The sequence below is a fragment of the Cognatishimia sp. genome, from assembly GCF_964229375.1.
Classification (GTDB): domain Bacteria; phylum Pseudomonadota; class Alphaproteobacteria; order Rhodobacterales; family Rhodobacteraceae; genus Cognatishimia.
Genome location: NZ_CAXREH010000133.1, coordinates 1 through 14,315 on the forward strand (window position 1 = coordinate 1; position 14,315 = coordinate 14,315).

Sequence of the window (14,315 nt, forward strand, 5' to 3'; positions counted from 1 at the left end):
GAGCGATCCGAGGCCACAAGATCGCGTGTCACAAGCCAACTGTACTGGGCGCGGCTGACGCCGACGACCGTGTCAAACAACGAATAGGCCGTGCGCAGCAGTGAAAAGAAACGTTCGCGATTGGTCACATTCAGCGCGGTGAAACTCTGGGTATAGCTGTGCTCAACGTGGATCAGGGCAATATTTGGATGCTTGGCCCGCAGCGCGATCAACCCGGCCAGACCACGCCAGCTGATTGTCAGGTGGGACACGATAAGATCAGCCTCGATCACAGGAACATCCGCTGCGTTTTTGGGGATGATGCGGATCTCGTGCTGGCCCTGTTTGGCAAGCCTTGGGGAGTTGCAAAGATGCGCGACCACACGGGTCACCCCGCCGGTGGTGGTGTCGTCCAATAGATGTACAATGCGTGGTTTACTCATAGGAGTCTCCCTTAATAATGGAGTGAATATGGGGCTGCGATCTGTGACGCAGTCTAGGCACAGGGGCCTTAACAAGCGCTTTCTGCGCTGGGGGCTCGATTTTCAGGAAGCGCGCGGCCTGTGCCGCCGCCGCGGTAATGCTGGACTTGATGGGCTCTGCCCAGATTGGCTCACGCGACGAGGCCCAGGCGCGTTTCAGATAGGCGCGCGCTGCAACCCCGTCTCCGTTGCTGATGGCGCGGCGGGCCAGATAGCGCAGTTGATAGGCCCGCGCCGCCGCCTCGTGGCGCGCAAAGAACGCCGGATGCAGGGGGCGGTGTTTCGCGATGACATTTTCCCAAGAGTCCAACTGACGCTCGGTTGCCGATGACAGCCCTTCGGCGGCCACACGGTAATAGGTCAGAGCGCCGCGAATGCCCTCAAAGGCCCAGTCGGTCAAAAGCGCGATACGCATCCAGCATTCGATATCTTCGGATTGCCGAAAGGTTTCGTCGAAATATGAAAACGCGTTATAGGCGTCGTGGTGCACATAGGCGATATCGTCAAAAACCGCGCGCCGAATGACCGCAGAGGATCCGTTACCAATCGGGTTGCGCTTGAGAATATGCGCTGCGGTGACGTTTCGCAGACGCGGGGACTGGCGGATCGTCAATTTGCGGCCATGGCTGTCGATCATCTGCGATCCGGCATAGCTGACGCCGACGTTCGGCTTGTTGTCGAAATGTTTGACGTGGCGGCGCAATTTGTCCGGGTGCCACATGTCATCAGCGTCACAAAACCCGATGAATTCGCCGCTGGCTTCGGTTATGCCACGGTTGCGGGCGCCAGACAGGCCGCGATTGGCCTGATGCACATACCAGAAGCGGCGGTCGTCCAGAAACGGCTCTGCTACTTGCTTGGTGGCGTCGGTCGAGCCATCATCAACTATGACCACCTCGAAATCCTGATAGGTTTGGTTTTTAAGAGACATCAACGTGTCAGCCAGAGTTGCGCTGACGTTGAAGGCCGGGACGACGATGGTTGCTCGATGCATGTCTTGCCTCACTTTCCGAAAGAGATTTTGCGTTGGATGGGGGCGGGCAACAGCGGCGCGACTAAGGCTGCAATGGCTGTGGCTGCGCCACGTCTAAGGGGAAACAGAAATCCGCGCGGGCTTGTTTTTAGACCCTGGAGCGTCAGGCCACGGGCGATCTTGCGCCCATGTTTCAGCCGCAAAGCGCGGCGGGCCAGATAGCGCAGGTAAATTGCTTCTTGCGCAGCACTGGGTTCAAACCCAAAGTGCAATGCGGTCTTTAGAGCTATGTCGCGCGAGTGCGCCATGCGCTGAAGGTCAGCAGACAGGCCGCCAGCAGAGGTGCGATACCAAACCAGAAGACGGTCAATCGGGTGGATTGCGCATCCATTCCCAACCAGCCGGATCAGCCATTCCAGGTCCTCGTTGTGCACCAAGTCTTCGGAAAACCCGCCGTGGGTTTCAAACACTGTGCGACGCACCGCAACATTGCTCATTGTGCAGACAGGGTTTTCGCCCAGCAGCTCTGGGATCGACAACGGCGCAGGGCCAACTGTCGACAGGGTCTGCGCCTTTCCGAACGTTTTGAAGAAGGCAATTTGCGCATAGGTGCCGTCGATTTCATAAGCGGCAAAGACCTGATCCAGTACCGAGAGTTTGGTCTCGACCCACAGATCATCCGCATCACAGAAACACAGAATAGAGCCCTGCGCGGCGGCTGCCCCTTTGTTGCGCGCGACACTGGGGCCTGAGTTCTCTTGATGGATCACGCGAATGCGGCGGTCTGTCGTTGCCCAGCTTTGCAGCCGTTGCAGCGTGCCGTCCTGCGAGCCGTCATCGATACAAATCAACTCCCAGTCCCAGCGGGTTTGCGCGACAATCGAGCTGATGGCCGCATCCAGCGTGTCCATAGCGTTGTGGCAGGGCATGATGACAGAGTACTTGGGCATTCTCAGACCTCTTGAATGGACTTGGCGATACTTGGGAAGAACAGCGGAGCGCTCGCGATCACCAGGATTGAGGTGGTTGTGGCGACATATCCGATGGCCATGGCTGTCAATCCCATCGGTGCTGTGACAACGGCGGACAGGGTGAGCATCAGAACGAGCAGCGCATCGACGCCGAGTTCGATCTCCGGATGTCCCTTCAGGCGCAACCGCGCGGCGGCAACGGTCCAAAGTGTCAGGGGCAGCGCGCATAGGCAAAGGATCGACACCGCAGGCACAATCTGAGACCAGCTGTCGCCCAAAAGAACAGGCACATAGATCGGCGCGAGAATGGCCTGTGCGGCAATGAAGGGGCTGATGATCAAAAGGCTCATGACGCTGGAGTGCCGCGCGTCGATATCCAGCTTCAGGCTTTGGCTGAGGTGGGCAAAGGCGATCTTGGCCAGTGCGCAGGCATAAGACGTGGCAATGTTCAGGCCAGCATTAAAGGCCATGAAGTACAGCCCAAGCCCTTCGGCCCCCAACAGCAGACCAACCACAAGCTTGTCGGTATGCAGCCGAAGCGCCTTGACGCCTTCGACGCCCAGAACCGGCAGGCCATAGCTGACAAAGGGGGCCAGAGGGGCAGGGGCAACCGTTTGATCCTTGTGCCAGGGACGTAGGCGTCTGACCGCGACCAACCAGATCGGAGCCGTCAGAACGCGGGGAAGGATCAGAACAATTGGCGAGGGCAGAACAATGGCCAAAGCAACGGTCAAGACGTTCGCGCTGACGATCTGAACGCCTGCGATGGTGGCCACTTGGGGATGTCTGCCCTCGCGCATTGCCAGGGCGACCTGCACCTGTCCTCCTGGCATAAAAAGATATTCAAAGGCGGCGATCGCCACCAAACCACCCACAACCTGAAACCCCAGCGCATAAAGCGCGGCCCCCAGCGCCAGCTGACCTGCCATCAACAGCAGCGCCCAGCGCCAGAAAATCCAATGCGCCCGTTTGGTCACGGCGGCGAGTTCCGTGTCGCTGGCAGCGATGATCCGCTGTCCAACCCCATTCTCGGTCAACGCCTTGAGGGTTTCACAGATTGCAAAGGCCGCTGCGGCAAGTCCAATGTCCTCGGGGGACAGCATGCGGGCAATAACGATGACCACAAACAGCCGCGAGAGCTTGGCCACGATTTCCGATGCGCCGTACGACATAAGGCCGGTCAGAAAAGCAGTATGTACCTTTGAAATGTGCACTGTGTACCTCGTGTGAATGTCACTTCACTCTAGGCGTCACAGCCGCGCCGAGGGGCTCGCGAACGGTCAGGATTTGGCCCACAAGCAGCGCCGCCAACCCGTTGGGATAGGGCTTTTCACCAATGGCGCCGAAGGTTTTGTTAAGATTTTGCGCTTAATATTAAGAGTATCTTCACAATTGGAATTCGATCAGTGATTAGCCATTTTAAACATGCCGCATCCGCCCTGGCGCTTGTCGCCGTTGCCGGATGTGCCTCCGTGCGAACCCCCTATAATGTTGAACCTGTCAGCCGCGGGCACGCCTATCAGGCGCAATACCGCGCCATCACAACACCGCAGGACAATCAGTACCTGCGCTCGGTTGATATGAACCAGGTGCCTTGCCTGCCGCTGCGGGGGGGCATTGCTGGCAAGACCATCGCGCTGGAGACCCTGCTTGGGGAAAAGCTGACGCGCAATGACCTGTTGGATGTGCGGATTGGCACCGACGAAGAACTTTCCGGCAGCTACGTGATTTCACGCGACGGCACTTTGAAGGTGCCCTTCATGCCCTCGATCCGCGCGCAAGGCCGATCCGGGCCACAGATCGAACGGGCCTTGGCCCAAGCGCTGATTGACACGGGCCTTTACGAGACCATACCGCCGATCTCTGTGCGCGTCGCTGATTTTGCCTCTGTCAGCGTTGGCGTCTCAGGTGCTGTGTTTGAGCCGCATCAAGTAGAGATCGGCGGCGTTGGCGGCACCATCGACAGCAACCGTGCCCTGGCGCTGGGCGCCTCGACCGAGGCGCGCAACTTGTCTGCTGCCCTGCGCAACGCGGGTGGCATTCGTCCGGATGCTGATATCTCGGCGGTAGAGCTGCGGCGCAATGGAAAGCTCTATAAGATCGACATGCGCGGCGTCTTTGAAGGGCGCAATATGGTGGATGTGATGCTTTTGACCGGTGATCAGATCTTTGTACCCTCGCGCCAGTGTTTTCAGGACGACTTGATGCGACCCAGTCCGATCAGCCCGCCCGGTGTGTCGCTGTTCCTGTCCAATCTGACGCAGCCAGCAACCGGCAACGCCCCCTCTGCGATCGGCCGTAGTGTCCGCGAAATTCCCTATGGCACACGTCATATGCAAGCGGTGATCGACACCAACTGTGTAGGCGGCGCCCGCGCCACAAGTGCGCATCGCTCTGCCATACTGCTGTCGCGCAACCCGGTCACCGGGGTTTCCGTGGTGATCGAACGTGACATCGAAGATATGCTGCGCCGCGCGGATCGGGATGACTATGACCCCTATATGCTGCCTGGCGATGGTATCGCCTGCTATGACAGCACCATTACCAATGTGGCCGAAGCCGCGCGGGTTCTGGGGATGCTGGCGCTGGGGGCTGCGGTCAACTAGAGCGTCTTGCGCGTGGTTTCCCAAACTTCGCACAAGGCGTTCAGATGCATATCATCATCACCGCGTTTCGCCGCATTTTCAGAGCGGCGCAACGCCGCTTGAAAATCCTTGGCGCCAAACATCGCGGCGGTGCTGACCAGCTTGTGACAATGGTGTTCCACATCACCGGGCGCTGTGTCGCCTGCCTTAATCCAATCGATCAGGGTATCCGCTTCGTTGCGAAAGCGCGTCAGGAACATGTCATAGTTCTCGCCCATCAGATCGCGCGCCTCATTGGTGGGAAGCTGAGCCGACGAGCCTTTCATCATCGGACGCACATGCCCCACAGTGACGGCCTCGAGCGCCGAGCGCAGTTCTTCCATCTGGATCGGTTTGCCGATAAAACCATCCATCCCGTTTTGCAAAAACCGGTCTTTGTCTTCGGGTAACACGTTGGCAGAAAAGGCCAATATCGGTGTTACCTTGGTCGATTCAATGTCGTTGCGCATCTTTTGTGTCGCGGTCAGACCGTCCATACGTGGCATGTTGATGTCCATCAGGATCACGTCAAACGTATCGCGCCGCACAGCGTCCAGCGCCTGTAACCCGTCTTCCGCCAAGGAAACCGTGTGCCCCTCTTTCTCCAGCATTTTCTGCGCGACAAAGGCGTTCATCTCGTTGTCTTCGGCCAACAGGATCTTCAGGCCGGATAGCGAAGAGTTTTTCTGATCGCCAAGGGACGCCTGCTCGGGCTCATCAACCACCTGCAAGGGAATGCGGAACCAGAACACACTTCCCTCGCCGAGAGTGCTTTCCAATCCGATCTCGCCCTTCAGCAATTTAACAAGACGGGTCGCGATCCCCAGCCCAAGCCCAGTACCTCCGGTTGCGGTTCCCGTACTTTCAAAGTCCTCAAAAATGCGATCCTGATCTTCTTCTGCGATGCCGATACCTGTGTCGATCACACGAAATTCCAGCGTCTCCAGCAAGTTCTCTATCTCGATTTCGACCCGCCCTCCTTGGGTGAATTTGATCGCATTGCCCACAAGGTTCAGAAGGATCTGTTCTATGTGGTTGCGATCAGAGCGCATCCATTCCACAGGCGCGCCCAGAAACCGCCAGCTGAGCGCGGTGGCGTTGCTTTCGGCGTTGCCGCTTTGGCCGTCCAGCACTTCCTGCACCAGATGACCCACGTGAAAGTTGCTGACACGGACGGGCATCTTGCCGCTTTCAAACCGCGCGACGTCCAGGACGGCATTCACGTGTTTCATCAACTGGCGGCCAGAGATTTCCATGTTGTCCTGATATTGCGACTGTGCGCGCGACAGGCGCGTATCGCCAAGCAGGGTCAGGTTGCCCAACAAACCATTCAAAGGCGTGCGGATTTCGTGGCTCATGACAGCCAGAAAATCGGATTTGGCTTTCTCACCTGCCAAGGCCAGATCTCGCGCCTTGCGCAGCTCTTCTTCGCTGCGTACCCGTTCTGAAATATCTCGCAGAAAGGCAATGATGATCTCGCCATCCAGCGTTTGTGCGCTTTCCAAGGCCAGCTCGACGGGGAACTCGGTGCCATCCGCCCGCAGCGCCGTAATCTGGATATGGCCATGACCGACCAGACGTTTCTCGCCGGTCTCTTGCATGCGCTCCATGCCTTTTTGGTGCGCGTCGCGCAGGGCGTGAGGAACGATCAGATCGCGAATGTTTTTGCCTTTGATGTCTTTCAGGCGGAAACCAAAGGTCTGCTCTGCTGTCTTGTTGAAGTCCAGCACGCGCCCCTGCGCATCCGACACGATCATACAGTCCAGAGACGTTTCAAGAATGGTCTCCATCCGCGCGTTCGCACTGACCAAAGCGTGACTTTGCCGGCGCAACTGTCGGTTGGTGGCGCGCGAGTAAAGCGTCAGAATCGCAAGCAAAATCAACAGAATGCCCGCGGCTGCAGAAAGCTGAAGCATCGTGTTTGCCAGGCGGTTGCGCAACAAGTCGGCCTGTTCCGCAAAGTATCCCAGACCCGAAATATAAAGGCTGCGCACTGCGGGTCGCAGGGCCAGCGTCTGGGTTAAGATGTCAGGAAGCGCTGCGCGCAGACCCTCGTTTGAGCCATCCATGAGGATCGCTGTGTCATTCAGGAACCCCTGAATTTCATCCGTGGCCTCGCCAAATTGCCGCTCGATCCTTGCGTCATTGAACAGGCGGCCTTCGGATACGATGGCAAGCCTGCTGTAGAATACATCAAAGTCCTTGCGCAGCTCGGACAGATTGGGCGTTTCGCTGCTGCCCTCTGTTTCCAGCGTAAGGGTAAAGTCCAGAAACTCGATCTCGACCTGCGACAGGGTCCATTGCACGGTGTCGCGTTTGGCCGATCGCAATTCGCTGAGGTCGCGGGCGACAGATCCGGCCAGAAAGATGATCACAGCCAGACAAGTGGCCGATGCCCCTATAAAGATCAGCTGTGCTGCTCGAAACGAAGCGCCAAGATTGTTCACGCGATGACTTTCCGTCGCGGGTCGACCCCGACGACTTTATTGAATAACTTTGATCTTATTAAGCTGCCAAATGCTGCGAGAGTAAATCGTTTCCGTCCGATACTTTGCATCGCTGTCAAACGGATAGATCACCCAAAGCGGTCCCTTGTCGCGCCGGGACATGGGTTCGCCATTCATGGAATAGGCGACGATGGGGCCACCAGTCACTGCATCGCTGACAGGTATCGTGATGGAGTAGTCGTTGATTGCGGTCGCTTGGATGGTGTCGCCTTGCGCTTGGAGATGAGTCAAAAGGTCGCTCAGCAACACACCCGTGAATTGGTGGACCCCATCGGTCCAGAGAGTTGATGTCTCGATTTTTGAAGCACCCAGTTGTTTCAGATCTTCGAGAGACAGACAGGTCACTGTCGAAGTTGTGGCCTCTAGGACATGGTCATCAGGTGAACAGTCCATTGCCTGCGCGGGTAGGGGCGCAGCCAAAGTGAGTGTGGCGATCAAGGCCAAAAGTGAATGTCTAAAATGCATCAACGCCTCCTGCTAGTGGCGACATACTGACAGAAAAATCGCATGGCGTGACGACCTGAGAGCATAGCATCCTATCCGAGTGGATAGGATACCGCCGGATTAATACGCACCACGCCCCGAAAAGACGGCCCGGAACGTCAGCCCGATGATCAAGATATCAAGGGCCACGGACCGCGAGCGTGCATAGGCCAGATCCATTTCCACCATGTGATCAAACCCGATATCGGCTCGTCCGGAAATCTGCCACAGCCCTGTCAGACCAGGCTTTGCCGCAAGGCGCAGACGCGCGTGATCGCTGTAGTCTGCGACTTCACACGGCAGGCCAGGGCGCGGCCCGACAATCGACATATGCCCAAGCAGCACGTTTAAAATCTGTGGGAGTTCATCGATGGAATACCTGCGCAATATCCGGCCAGTGCGGGTGATGCGGGGGTCATCCTTGGCTTTGAAACACACCCCATCGCGGTCTGATTGGGCCAGAACCGCCGCGCGCCGTTCTTCGGCATCCACATACATGGAGCGGAATTTATAAAGGGTGAACGTCCGCCCATTCTGCCCAACACGCGTCTGGCGAAACACCGCGCGGCCGGGGCTTTCCAGCCGGATTGCAAGTGTAACGGCCAGAAACAAAGGCATCAGAAAGACAAGCGCCGCAAAGCTGAGGATCAGATCGACGCCGCGTTTCAGGACGTCGGTTGCTCGTATGGACTTCAGGCGAAACAGAGCGGCGCGTGTCAGGAAGGTCAGGTTGCCGATCAGATATCGTCCAGCAAGGCGACGGGGTTCGATCATCAGCCGCCAGACCCACTCGCTGCGCGCGCGGCGCATGAACGAGGGAGCGCGTTCGACATTGCCTGCCCAGAAATCCAACAGGGCGCCGACACCCAAAGCGAGGCGCACGTTCAGCTGGTCGAAATGACGATCAATCCAAAGATCCTGCAGCGGGACGCCCAACGCCACCAAGAGAATGTCTGCGCCAGAGGCGTTGATGTCTTCGACAGCGCCGACCATACCCTGAAACCCATCACGCGCGCCAACGATCTTGAGGCCTGGGATCTGACGTCTCAGGCGTTCCGCGGCACGCTCGGCCGTGCCGGTTTCACCGCCCAGAAAATAGACACGCAATCCCTCAAGAGCCGCCTGCTGCATCAGACGCGGGCCCAAATCTGTGCCGTTCAGGTTTTCTTTCAAAGAGACATTTGACAGTTTTGCAGCGATTTCGATGCCGATCCCGTCTGGCAAGACATAATCTGCGCGGCGCAGAGCATGTGCATAATCCTCGGAGCGCGTGGCAACATTCATGCAGTGGGCGTTCATAAAGGCCACTTTGCGACGGCCAGGGGACAGCAGGGTTTCAATCACCCGCTCTGACGTTTCATTCACCAGATCAAAGTCCATCACCGAAGATGTTTTCAGCGCAGGAACCACCCTGTCTGGCGTCAAAATATCGTCTGCTCGCACATGTTTCATACCGCTTCTCCGAGTTGTGTCTGGCATCAACTTGGTAAATTCAGCGGGACAGCGCCTTATCGAGGATGGAGCAAAAAGAGGATTTTTGAGAATTTTGTCGCCCAGAAGAGAACAATAAACTATTCATTCAATTTAGGGCCTATCCCAACGGATGGATCTCTTAACCACATTTTATCCTGTGCCATTCCCTAAATGGGCCACATTTATAGGCGATAGGACAGAAGGCCTACATCCAATATGGGTTAAAAGGACTTTGAATATGAGAATTCTGATTGCTGACGACCACGATCTGCTGCGCGACTCTTTGGTCGCTTTTATGCAGGCCGAGGGAAATATTGATACCGACACTGCCGCCAATCTTGACGAGGCATGTGCCCTGATTGACGGTCACTACACCTATGATCTGGTTTTGTTGGATTACAACATGCCGGGCATGAATGGCCTTGAGGGTCTGAAAACCGCATCCGATCGCAACGGCGTGCATCGGGTTGCCCTGATGTCAGGCGAAGCAAGCCGCGATGTCGCGGAGCAAGCGCTGGAAATGGGGGCGATTGGCTTTATCCCCAAGACGCTGCCTGCCAAGTCACTGGTCAATGCGATCAAGTTCATGGCGATGGGCGAGAAATATGCACCGCTGGATTTCATGACGTCCGAGCCAGAGCCGAACAACCACCCGCTGCTCAAGCAGCTGACGGATCGCGAAACTCAGGTGTTGCAAGGGCTGACCGAAGGCAAGTCCAACAAGGAAATTGCCCGTGATCTCGAGCTTTCCGAGCCTACAGTCAAACTGCATGTGAAAACGCTTTATCGCAAAATCAATGTGTCCAACCGGACCCAGGCCGCTTTGGTCGCACGCGACGAAGGGCTGTTTTAAGCCGAACGGATAGGGGCGGCCCAAACGCCCCATTTCCACCTCCTATTCCCCCCCAAATCTTCGTGCCCACGTGATGCAGACTGCTCTCATAGACATGAGAGATCCATCAAATGGCATTTTATTCCGATATAGAGCCGGCTGCACCGCTGACGCTTCGGACCCTTATTCGCAAGCTGCGCTCCAAAAGCGCGCGGGCTTTGCTGTTCAAGCGTGTGCTGCGCTATTTGACAGTTTTCAGCATCTGGTGCGGCGTGATTTGGTCTCCGATTTTGACGTATCTTGGATCTGCGGCGCCTGTTTACACGTCGTCCATGTCGTTGATCTTGCCGGGCGCCGGGGTGTCGGCCTCGGTGAATATGGAAGGGATCGGGCAGGCAAACTCGTTTGCATCCTCGGCCTTTGCCTCTAATTCCGTCAGCCCGACACAGACCTATAAACGTCTGATCCGTGCAGATCGCATTCTGGACTCGGCAGCGCAAAAACTGTCTTTGACCCGGTCAGAGCTGCCAATGCCCAAGGTGACGCTGGTGGATCAAACAGGCCTGATTCATGTCGAGCTGACAGGGCCTTCGCCCATCGAGGCGCAAGCGCGGGCTGACGCGGTCTTGGCTGCGTTTTTCACCGAGGTCGATCTGCTGCGCAACGACGATCAGATGGTGCGCGAAGAGGGGGCCATCCGCGCCATCGAAGAATACCGCAACTCGGTTCAGTCCACCCGCGAAGCGATGAGTGATCTGCGCAATCAAACCGGGTTTCTATCACGCGATCAATTCAACGCACAGGTTCAGGAAAACGACAATCGTTACGCCAAGTTGATAGAGCTGCGCGCGCAGCTTGAAGAGAAAACTGCCTATGTTCAGGCGCTTGAGGCAAGCGTTGGGTTTTCCGCCAGCTACGCAGCGCGCGCCTTGGACCTGTATTCCGACCAACAATACCTCGCCCTGGTCGAAGACGCCGCGCTTAAGCGGACAGAGCTTAGAAAGGCGCGGTCCAACTACGGGTCGCGCCATCCAGAGCTGCGTCGCGCCGAATCCGCCTTTCAGGACGCACAAAGCGCCACACTGCGCTTGGCAAGCACACTCACGGGATTGCCCGCGTCCGATGCAGCACGTCTGAATGTCTCTCAATTCGGAGACAGGACGTCGCTGTTGGCAAGGCTGGTGGAGTGCGAAGCAGAGAGGGCGGGTGTTCAGGCACAGTTCGTGGCCTTGAATACCCGTCACCTCGCAGAAAAAGCCCGTCTGGAACAGGCGGCTATTGCGGCTGCGCATCTTGAGGATCTGCAGCGGGACTTTCAAGTGGCCGAAGCCGTTTTCGCCTCGGCCATCGCGCGGGCGCAATCCTCTAAGGTGGATGTCTTTGCGTCCTATCCTCTGGTGCAGGTTCTGGAAAACCCGTCGCTGCCCGACAGACCAAGTTCCCCGCGCAAGAAGCTGGCTTTGATGGCGGGTATCGGGGCGACGATGTTGATGCTGATCGCGCTGACACTTGGTTGGGTGCGCCGCAGTCTGATCGCCTGGCTGATTGGTGTGAAACATCGTGACGGGTGATGTGGTTCCAAAAAATCCGGCCGAAGCGATTGTTTTCAAGACGCTGACGTTGACCTGGCCCTTTTACGCGTTTGGGGCGCTTTACGTCGTAGGCCCGGTTCTGGGATGGTCTCTTGGCGGCCTTGCGCTTGTGGCGTTGTATCTGGGGTCCGCCATGCGATCTGACCTGCGTGCGCATTCGGTGCCACCGGTTGTGTGGCTTTGGGTCATTGGGATGCTTGCCATGTTGCCCATCCTTTGGATCGGGCACGTCAACTGGGGCTTTGGAACAAAAACCGTGATCCGCTCCACCATCGGCTGGGCCAAGGGCTGGGCGCTGATGGCGTTGTTTCCCTTGGCGGGCGCGGTTCTGCCAATCCGGCGCGAGGTCTTAATTCGGGGCCAATGCGTTATCGGCCTGTGGCTGCTTATCTTGGCGCCTTTGATGATCGTTGCGCCCTACGCGGGTCTTCCGGGCAAAATATTCGTCTCGCCTTTAAAGGCCGTCGGCGGGCCTGGCCCGGAATATTTCACCCTGTTTCTCTATTCGATCGATCCCGCGAGTGGCGCGGCGCGTTGGCAATTCTATGCCCCTTGGTCGCCCTTTGCAGCACTGCTTGGTGTGTTGATGGTTCTCTTTGCCATGGAAGAGCGATCCCCCAAATGGAAAGCGATCGGGATCGCTGCGGGCACCCTGATGGTTTTGGCATCAAAGTCGCGGATGGGCTTGGTGGGGCTGGTGTTCTGTACGATCCCGCCAAGTTTGCTGCCGTTGCTAGGTCGACGATGGGCGTGGGCCGCACTGTCGGCCCTAACCGTCGGCATTGGCCTGACGATTGATCGGTTGATCCAAATGGCGAGCTCGGCGGTCAGCACGTTCAAAAACGCCAGAGCCGACAGCACACGGGTCCGCGCCACTTTGCAACGCATCGCAGAGGAACACTGGCGCGAAGAGGCGGTCTGGTTTGGCCATGGCCGAGTCGCGCCGGGGCCGCATCTGGTGGAATACATGCCGATTGGCAGCCACCACACCTGGTATGGGCTGTTGTTTGTCAAAGGTCTGACTGGGTTCTTTGCACTGCTCATTCCGCTGGTGTTGCAGATCATACTCGCCGTCGCAGATGCGCTGACCTCATCGCGCGGGCGCTTGCCGCTTGGGTTTGCTTTGGTGGTGATCCTGCTGTCGTTTGGCGAGAACATTGAAATTCAGGCCTATCTTCTGTGGCCCGGATTGATGATCTGGGGCATCCACGCCCGCGAAGTCGCAGAAAAGCCTTTCCTGCCCGAGCTACAGTCGCCTGACAGCGGGACACCCGCGGCCTCAAACGAAACAGCCTATGCCCCGCGCTAACGCGTTACATCTAACTGTTCCGATTTGGAAAAATGGTGGGCGACCTTGGAATCGAACCAAGCGTGAGTCGCCTCGAGGGAGTTACAGTCCCCTGCCACACCTTGCGGCCTGTCGCCCACTGCATCAGCATTTTCAGCCGAATGTGAGGGGCTGATTACAGGCCATGTCAGGGGGCGTCAACAAGAAAATCGCTTGCAGATCACCTCGTCTTTGCCCATTGCTGTGCCCCACGAGATAGCGCGGGTAAAGATCATGAAAAAACCCAAATGGGTGGTGGAAAAAGAGCAGGCAAAAAAGGCGCAAAGCGCCGAGACGGTCTGGCTGTTTGGCTTACATGCGGTGCGGGATGCTTTGCTGAACCCTGCACGGGAAAAGCTGCGCTTGATGGTAACGAAGAACGCACATGACAAACTGGCGGATGCAATCGGCACAGCTGGCATCACGCCCGAAATGGTGGACCCTCGCAAATTCAAACCGCCGATTGATCCGCAATCCGTTCACCAAGGGGCCGCGTTAGAGGTGAAGCCTCTGAACTGGGGCAGTTTGGCGGACCGTGCGATTCCCGAGGACGATACGCCACCGCGTCTGGTGCTTTTGGACAGGGTGACAGACCCCCATAACGTTGGCGCGATTTTGCGATCTGCCGAAGTATTTGGCGCGCAGGCTGTGATTGGCACGCGGCATCATTCAGCACCTGAAACCGGTGCGCTTGCCAAGACCGCATCGGGCGCCTTGGAGCGTCAGCCGTATCTGCGGATGCGCAACCTTGCAGACACTATCGTTGAATTGCAGGGCATGGAGTATCTGGTGCTGGGACTGGACGGCGAAGCCGAGCACAGCATTGAGGACGTGCTTGAGGGCAAACGCGACCGGGCCGTTGCGCTGGTACTGGGCGCCGAAGGGCCGGGGCTGCGGCAAAAAACCAAAGAGACCGTAGATCATCTGGTGAAAATCGACTTCGCGCGGGGCTTTGGGTCGCTCAATGTGTCTACCGCCGCCGCCGTCGCGCTCTATGCCGCCAAACCGTGACTCGATTTCTTTAAAAGAAATCGACATCGGAAACTTTCAAAGTTTCCGCCTCCGCCTTGCC

11 protein-coding genes, 1 tRNA gene and 1 pseudogene are annotated in these 14,315 nt (G+C 57.4%); 5 read left to right on the forward strand and 8 right to left on the reverse strand.

The genetic code is table 11. The features are described 5' to 3' along the window. The 4 genes and pseudogenes from ACEQWH_RS10140 to ACEQWH_RS10155 all read right to left on the reverse strand — a co-directional run. Positions 1 to 422, reverse strand: a pseudogene (locus ACEQWH_RS10140) (glycosyl transferase); the annotation flags it as partial. Continuing rightward, complete coding sequence (locus ACEQWH_RS10145; protein WP_370230394.1) at positions 415 to 1,455, reverse strand: glycosyltransferase family 2 protein; 1,041 nt, start codon at positions 1,453 to 1,455, stop codon at positions 415 to 417. The gene ACEQWH_RS10145 and the pseudogene ACEQWH_RS10140, both read right to left, overlap by 8 nt. Before the next feature lie 8 nt (positions 1,456 to 1,463). Then, positions 1,464 to 2,384, reverse strand: a complete 921-nt coding sequence (locus ACEQWH_RS10150; protein WP_370230395.1) for a glycosyltransferase family 2 protein — start codon at positions 2,382 to 2,384, stop codon at positions 1,464 to 1,466. Between the two features lie 2 nt (positions 2,385 to 2,386). Further along, positions 2,387 to 3,577 carry an oligosaccharide flippase family protein gene (locus ACEQWH_RS10155; protein WP_370230399.1) on the reverse strand — a complete coding sequence of 397 codons (1,191 nt, stop codon included), beginning with the start codon at positions 3,575 to 3,577 and terminating at the stop codon, positions 2,387 to 2,389. 225 nt (positions 3,578 to 3,802) lie between these two features. On the opposite strand from ACEQWH_RS10155, the gene ACEQWH_RS10160 reads away from it, so the two are divergent. Beyond that, on the forward strand, positions 3,803 to 5,011 hold the full coding sequence (locus tag ACEQWH_RS10160; protein ID WP_370230417.1) for a polysaccharide biosynthesis/export family protein: 1,209 nt from the start codon (positions 3,803 to 3,805) through the stop codon (positions 5,009 to 5,011). On the opposite strand, the gene ACEQWH_RS10165 is transcribed toward ACEQWH_RS10160, so the two are convergent. From ACEQWH_RS10165 to ACEQWH_RS10175, 3 genes are all read right to left on the reverse strand, one after another. Further along, positions 5,008 to 7,476 (reverse strand): ATP-binding protein, encoded by a 2,469-nt coding sequence (locus ACEQWH_RS10165; protein WP_370230401.1) that lies wholly within the window; start codon positions 7,474 to 7,476, stop codon positions 5,008 to 5,010. The genes ACEQWH_RS10160 and ACEQWH_RS10165 overlap by 4 nt on opposite strands. Before the next feature lie 36 nt (positions 7,477 to 7,512). Beyond that, positions 7,513 to 8,001, reverse strand: a complete 489-nt coding sequence (locus ACEQWH_RS10170) for a molybdopterin-dependent oxidoreductase (protein ID WP_370230404.1) — start codon at positions 7,999 to 8,001, stop codon at positions 7,513 to 7,515. A 99-nt stretch (positions 8,002 to 8,100) separates the two neighbouring features. Next, positions 8,101 to 9,471 (reverse strand): sugar transferase, encoded by a 1,371-nt coding sequence (locus tag ACEQWH_RS10175; RefSeq protein WP_370230406.1) that lies wholly within the window; start codon positions 9,469 to 9,471, stop codon positions 8,101 to 8,103. A 259-nt stretch (positions 9,472 to 9,730) separates the two neighbouring features. Between ACEQWH_RS10175 and ACEQWH_RS10180 the strand changes: the two genes are divergently transcribed. The 3 genes from ACEQWH_RS10180 (at position 9,731) to ACEQWH_RS10190 (ending at position 13,225) form a co-directional block, all read left to right on the forward strand. Then, on the forward strand, positions 9,731 to 10,345 hold the full coding sequence (locus ACEQWH_RS10180; RefSeq protein ID WP_370230408.1) for a response regulator: 615 nt from the start codon (positions 9,731 to 9,733) through the stop codon (positions 10,343 to 10,345). A 110-nt stretch (positions 10,346 to 10,455) separates the two neighbouring features. Beyond that, the gene (locus tag ACEQWH_RS10185; protein ID WP_370230409.1) at positions 10,456 to 11,895 is read left to right on the forward strand and encodes a GumC family protein; all 1,440 of its coding nucleotides are present in this window, start codon (positions 10,456 to 10,458) and stop codon (positions 11,893 to 11,895) included. A gap of 49 nt (positions 11,896 to 11,944) precedes the next feature. Continuing rightward, the gene (locus ACEQWH_RS10190; RefSeq protein WP_370230412.1) at positions 11,945 to 13,225 is read left to right on the forward strand and encodes an O-antigen ligase domain-containing protein; all 1,281 of its coding nucleotides are present in this window, start codon (positions 11,945 to 11,947) and stop codon (positions 13,223 to 13,225) included. 33 nt (positions 13,226 to 13,258) lie between these two features. Here the strand turns inward: ACEQWH_RS10190 and ACEQWH_RS10195 are convergent. Continuing rightward, positions 13,259 to 13,342 (reverse strand) — tRNA-Tyr (locus ACEQWH_RS10195). 135 nt (positions 13,343 to 13,477) lie between these two features. Between ACEQWH_RS10195 and rlmB the strand changes: the two genes are divergently transcribed. Next, positions 13,478 to 14,254: a 23S rRNA (guanosine(2251)-2'-O)-methyltransferase RlmB gene (gene rlmB, locus ACEQWH_RS10200; RefSeq protein ID WP_370230414.1), complete on the forward strand. Its 777-nt coding sequence runs from the start codon at positions 13,478 to 13,480 to the stop codon at positions 14,252 to 14,254. Positions 14,255 to 14,315 lie beyond the last annotated feature (61 nt).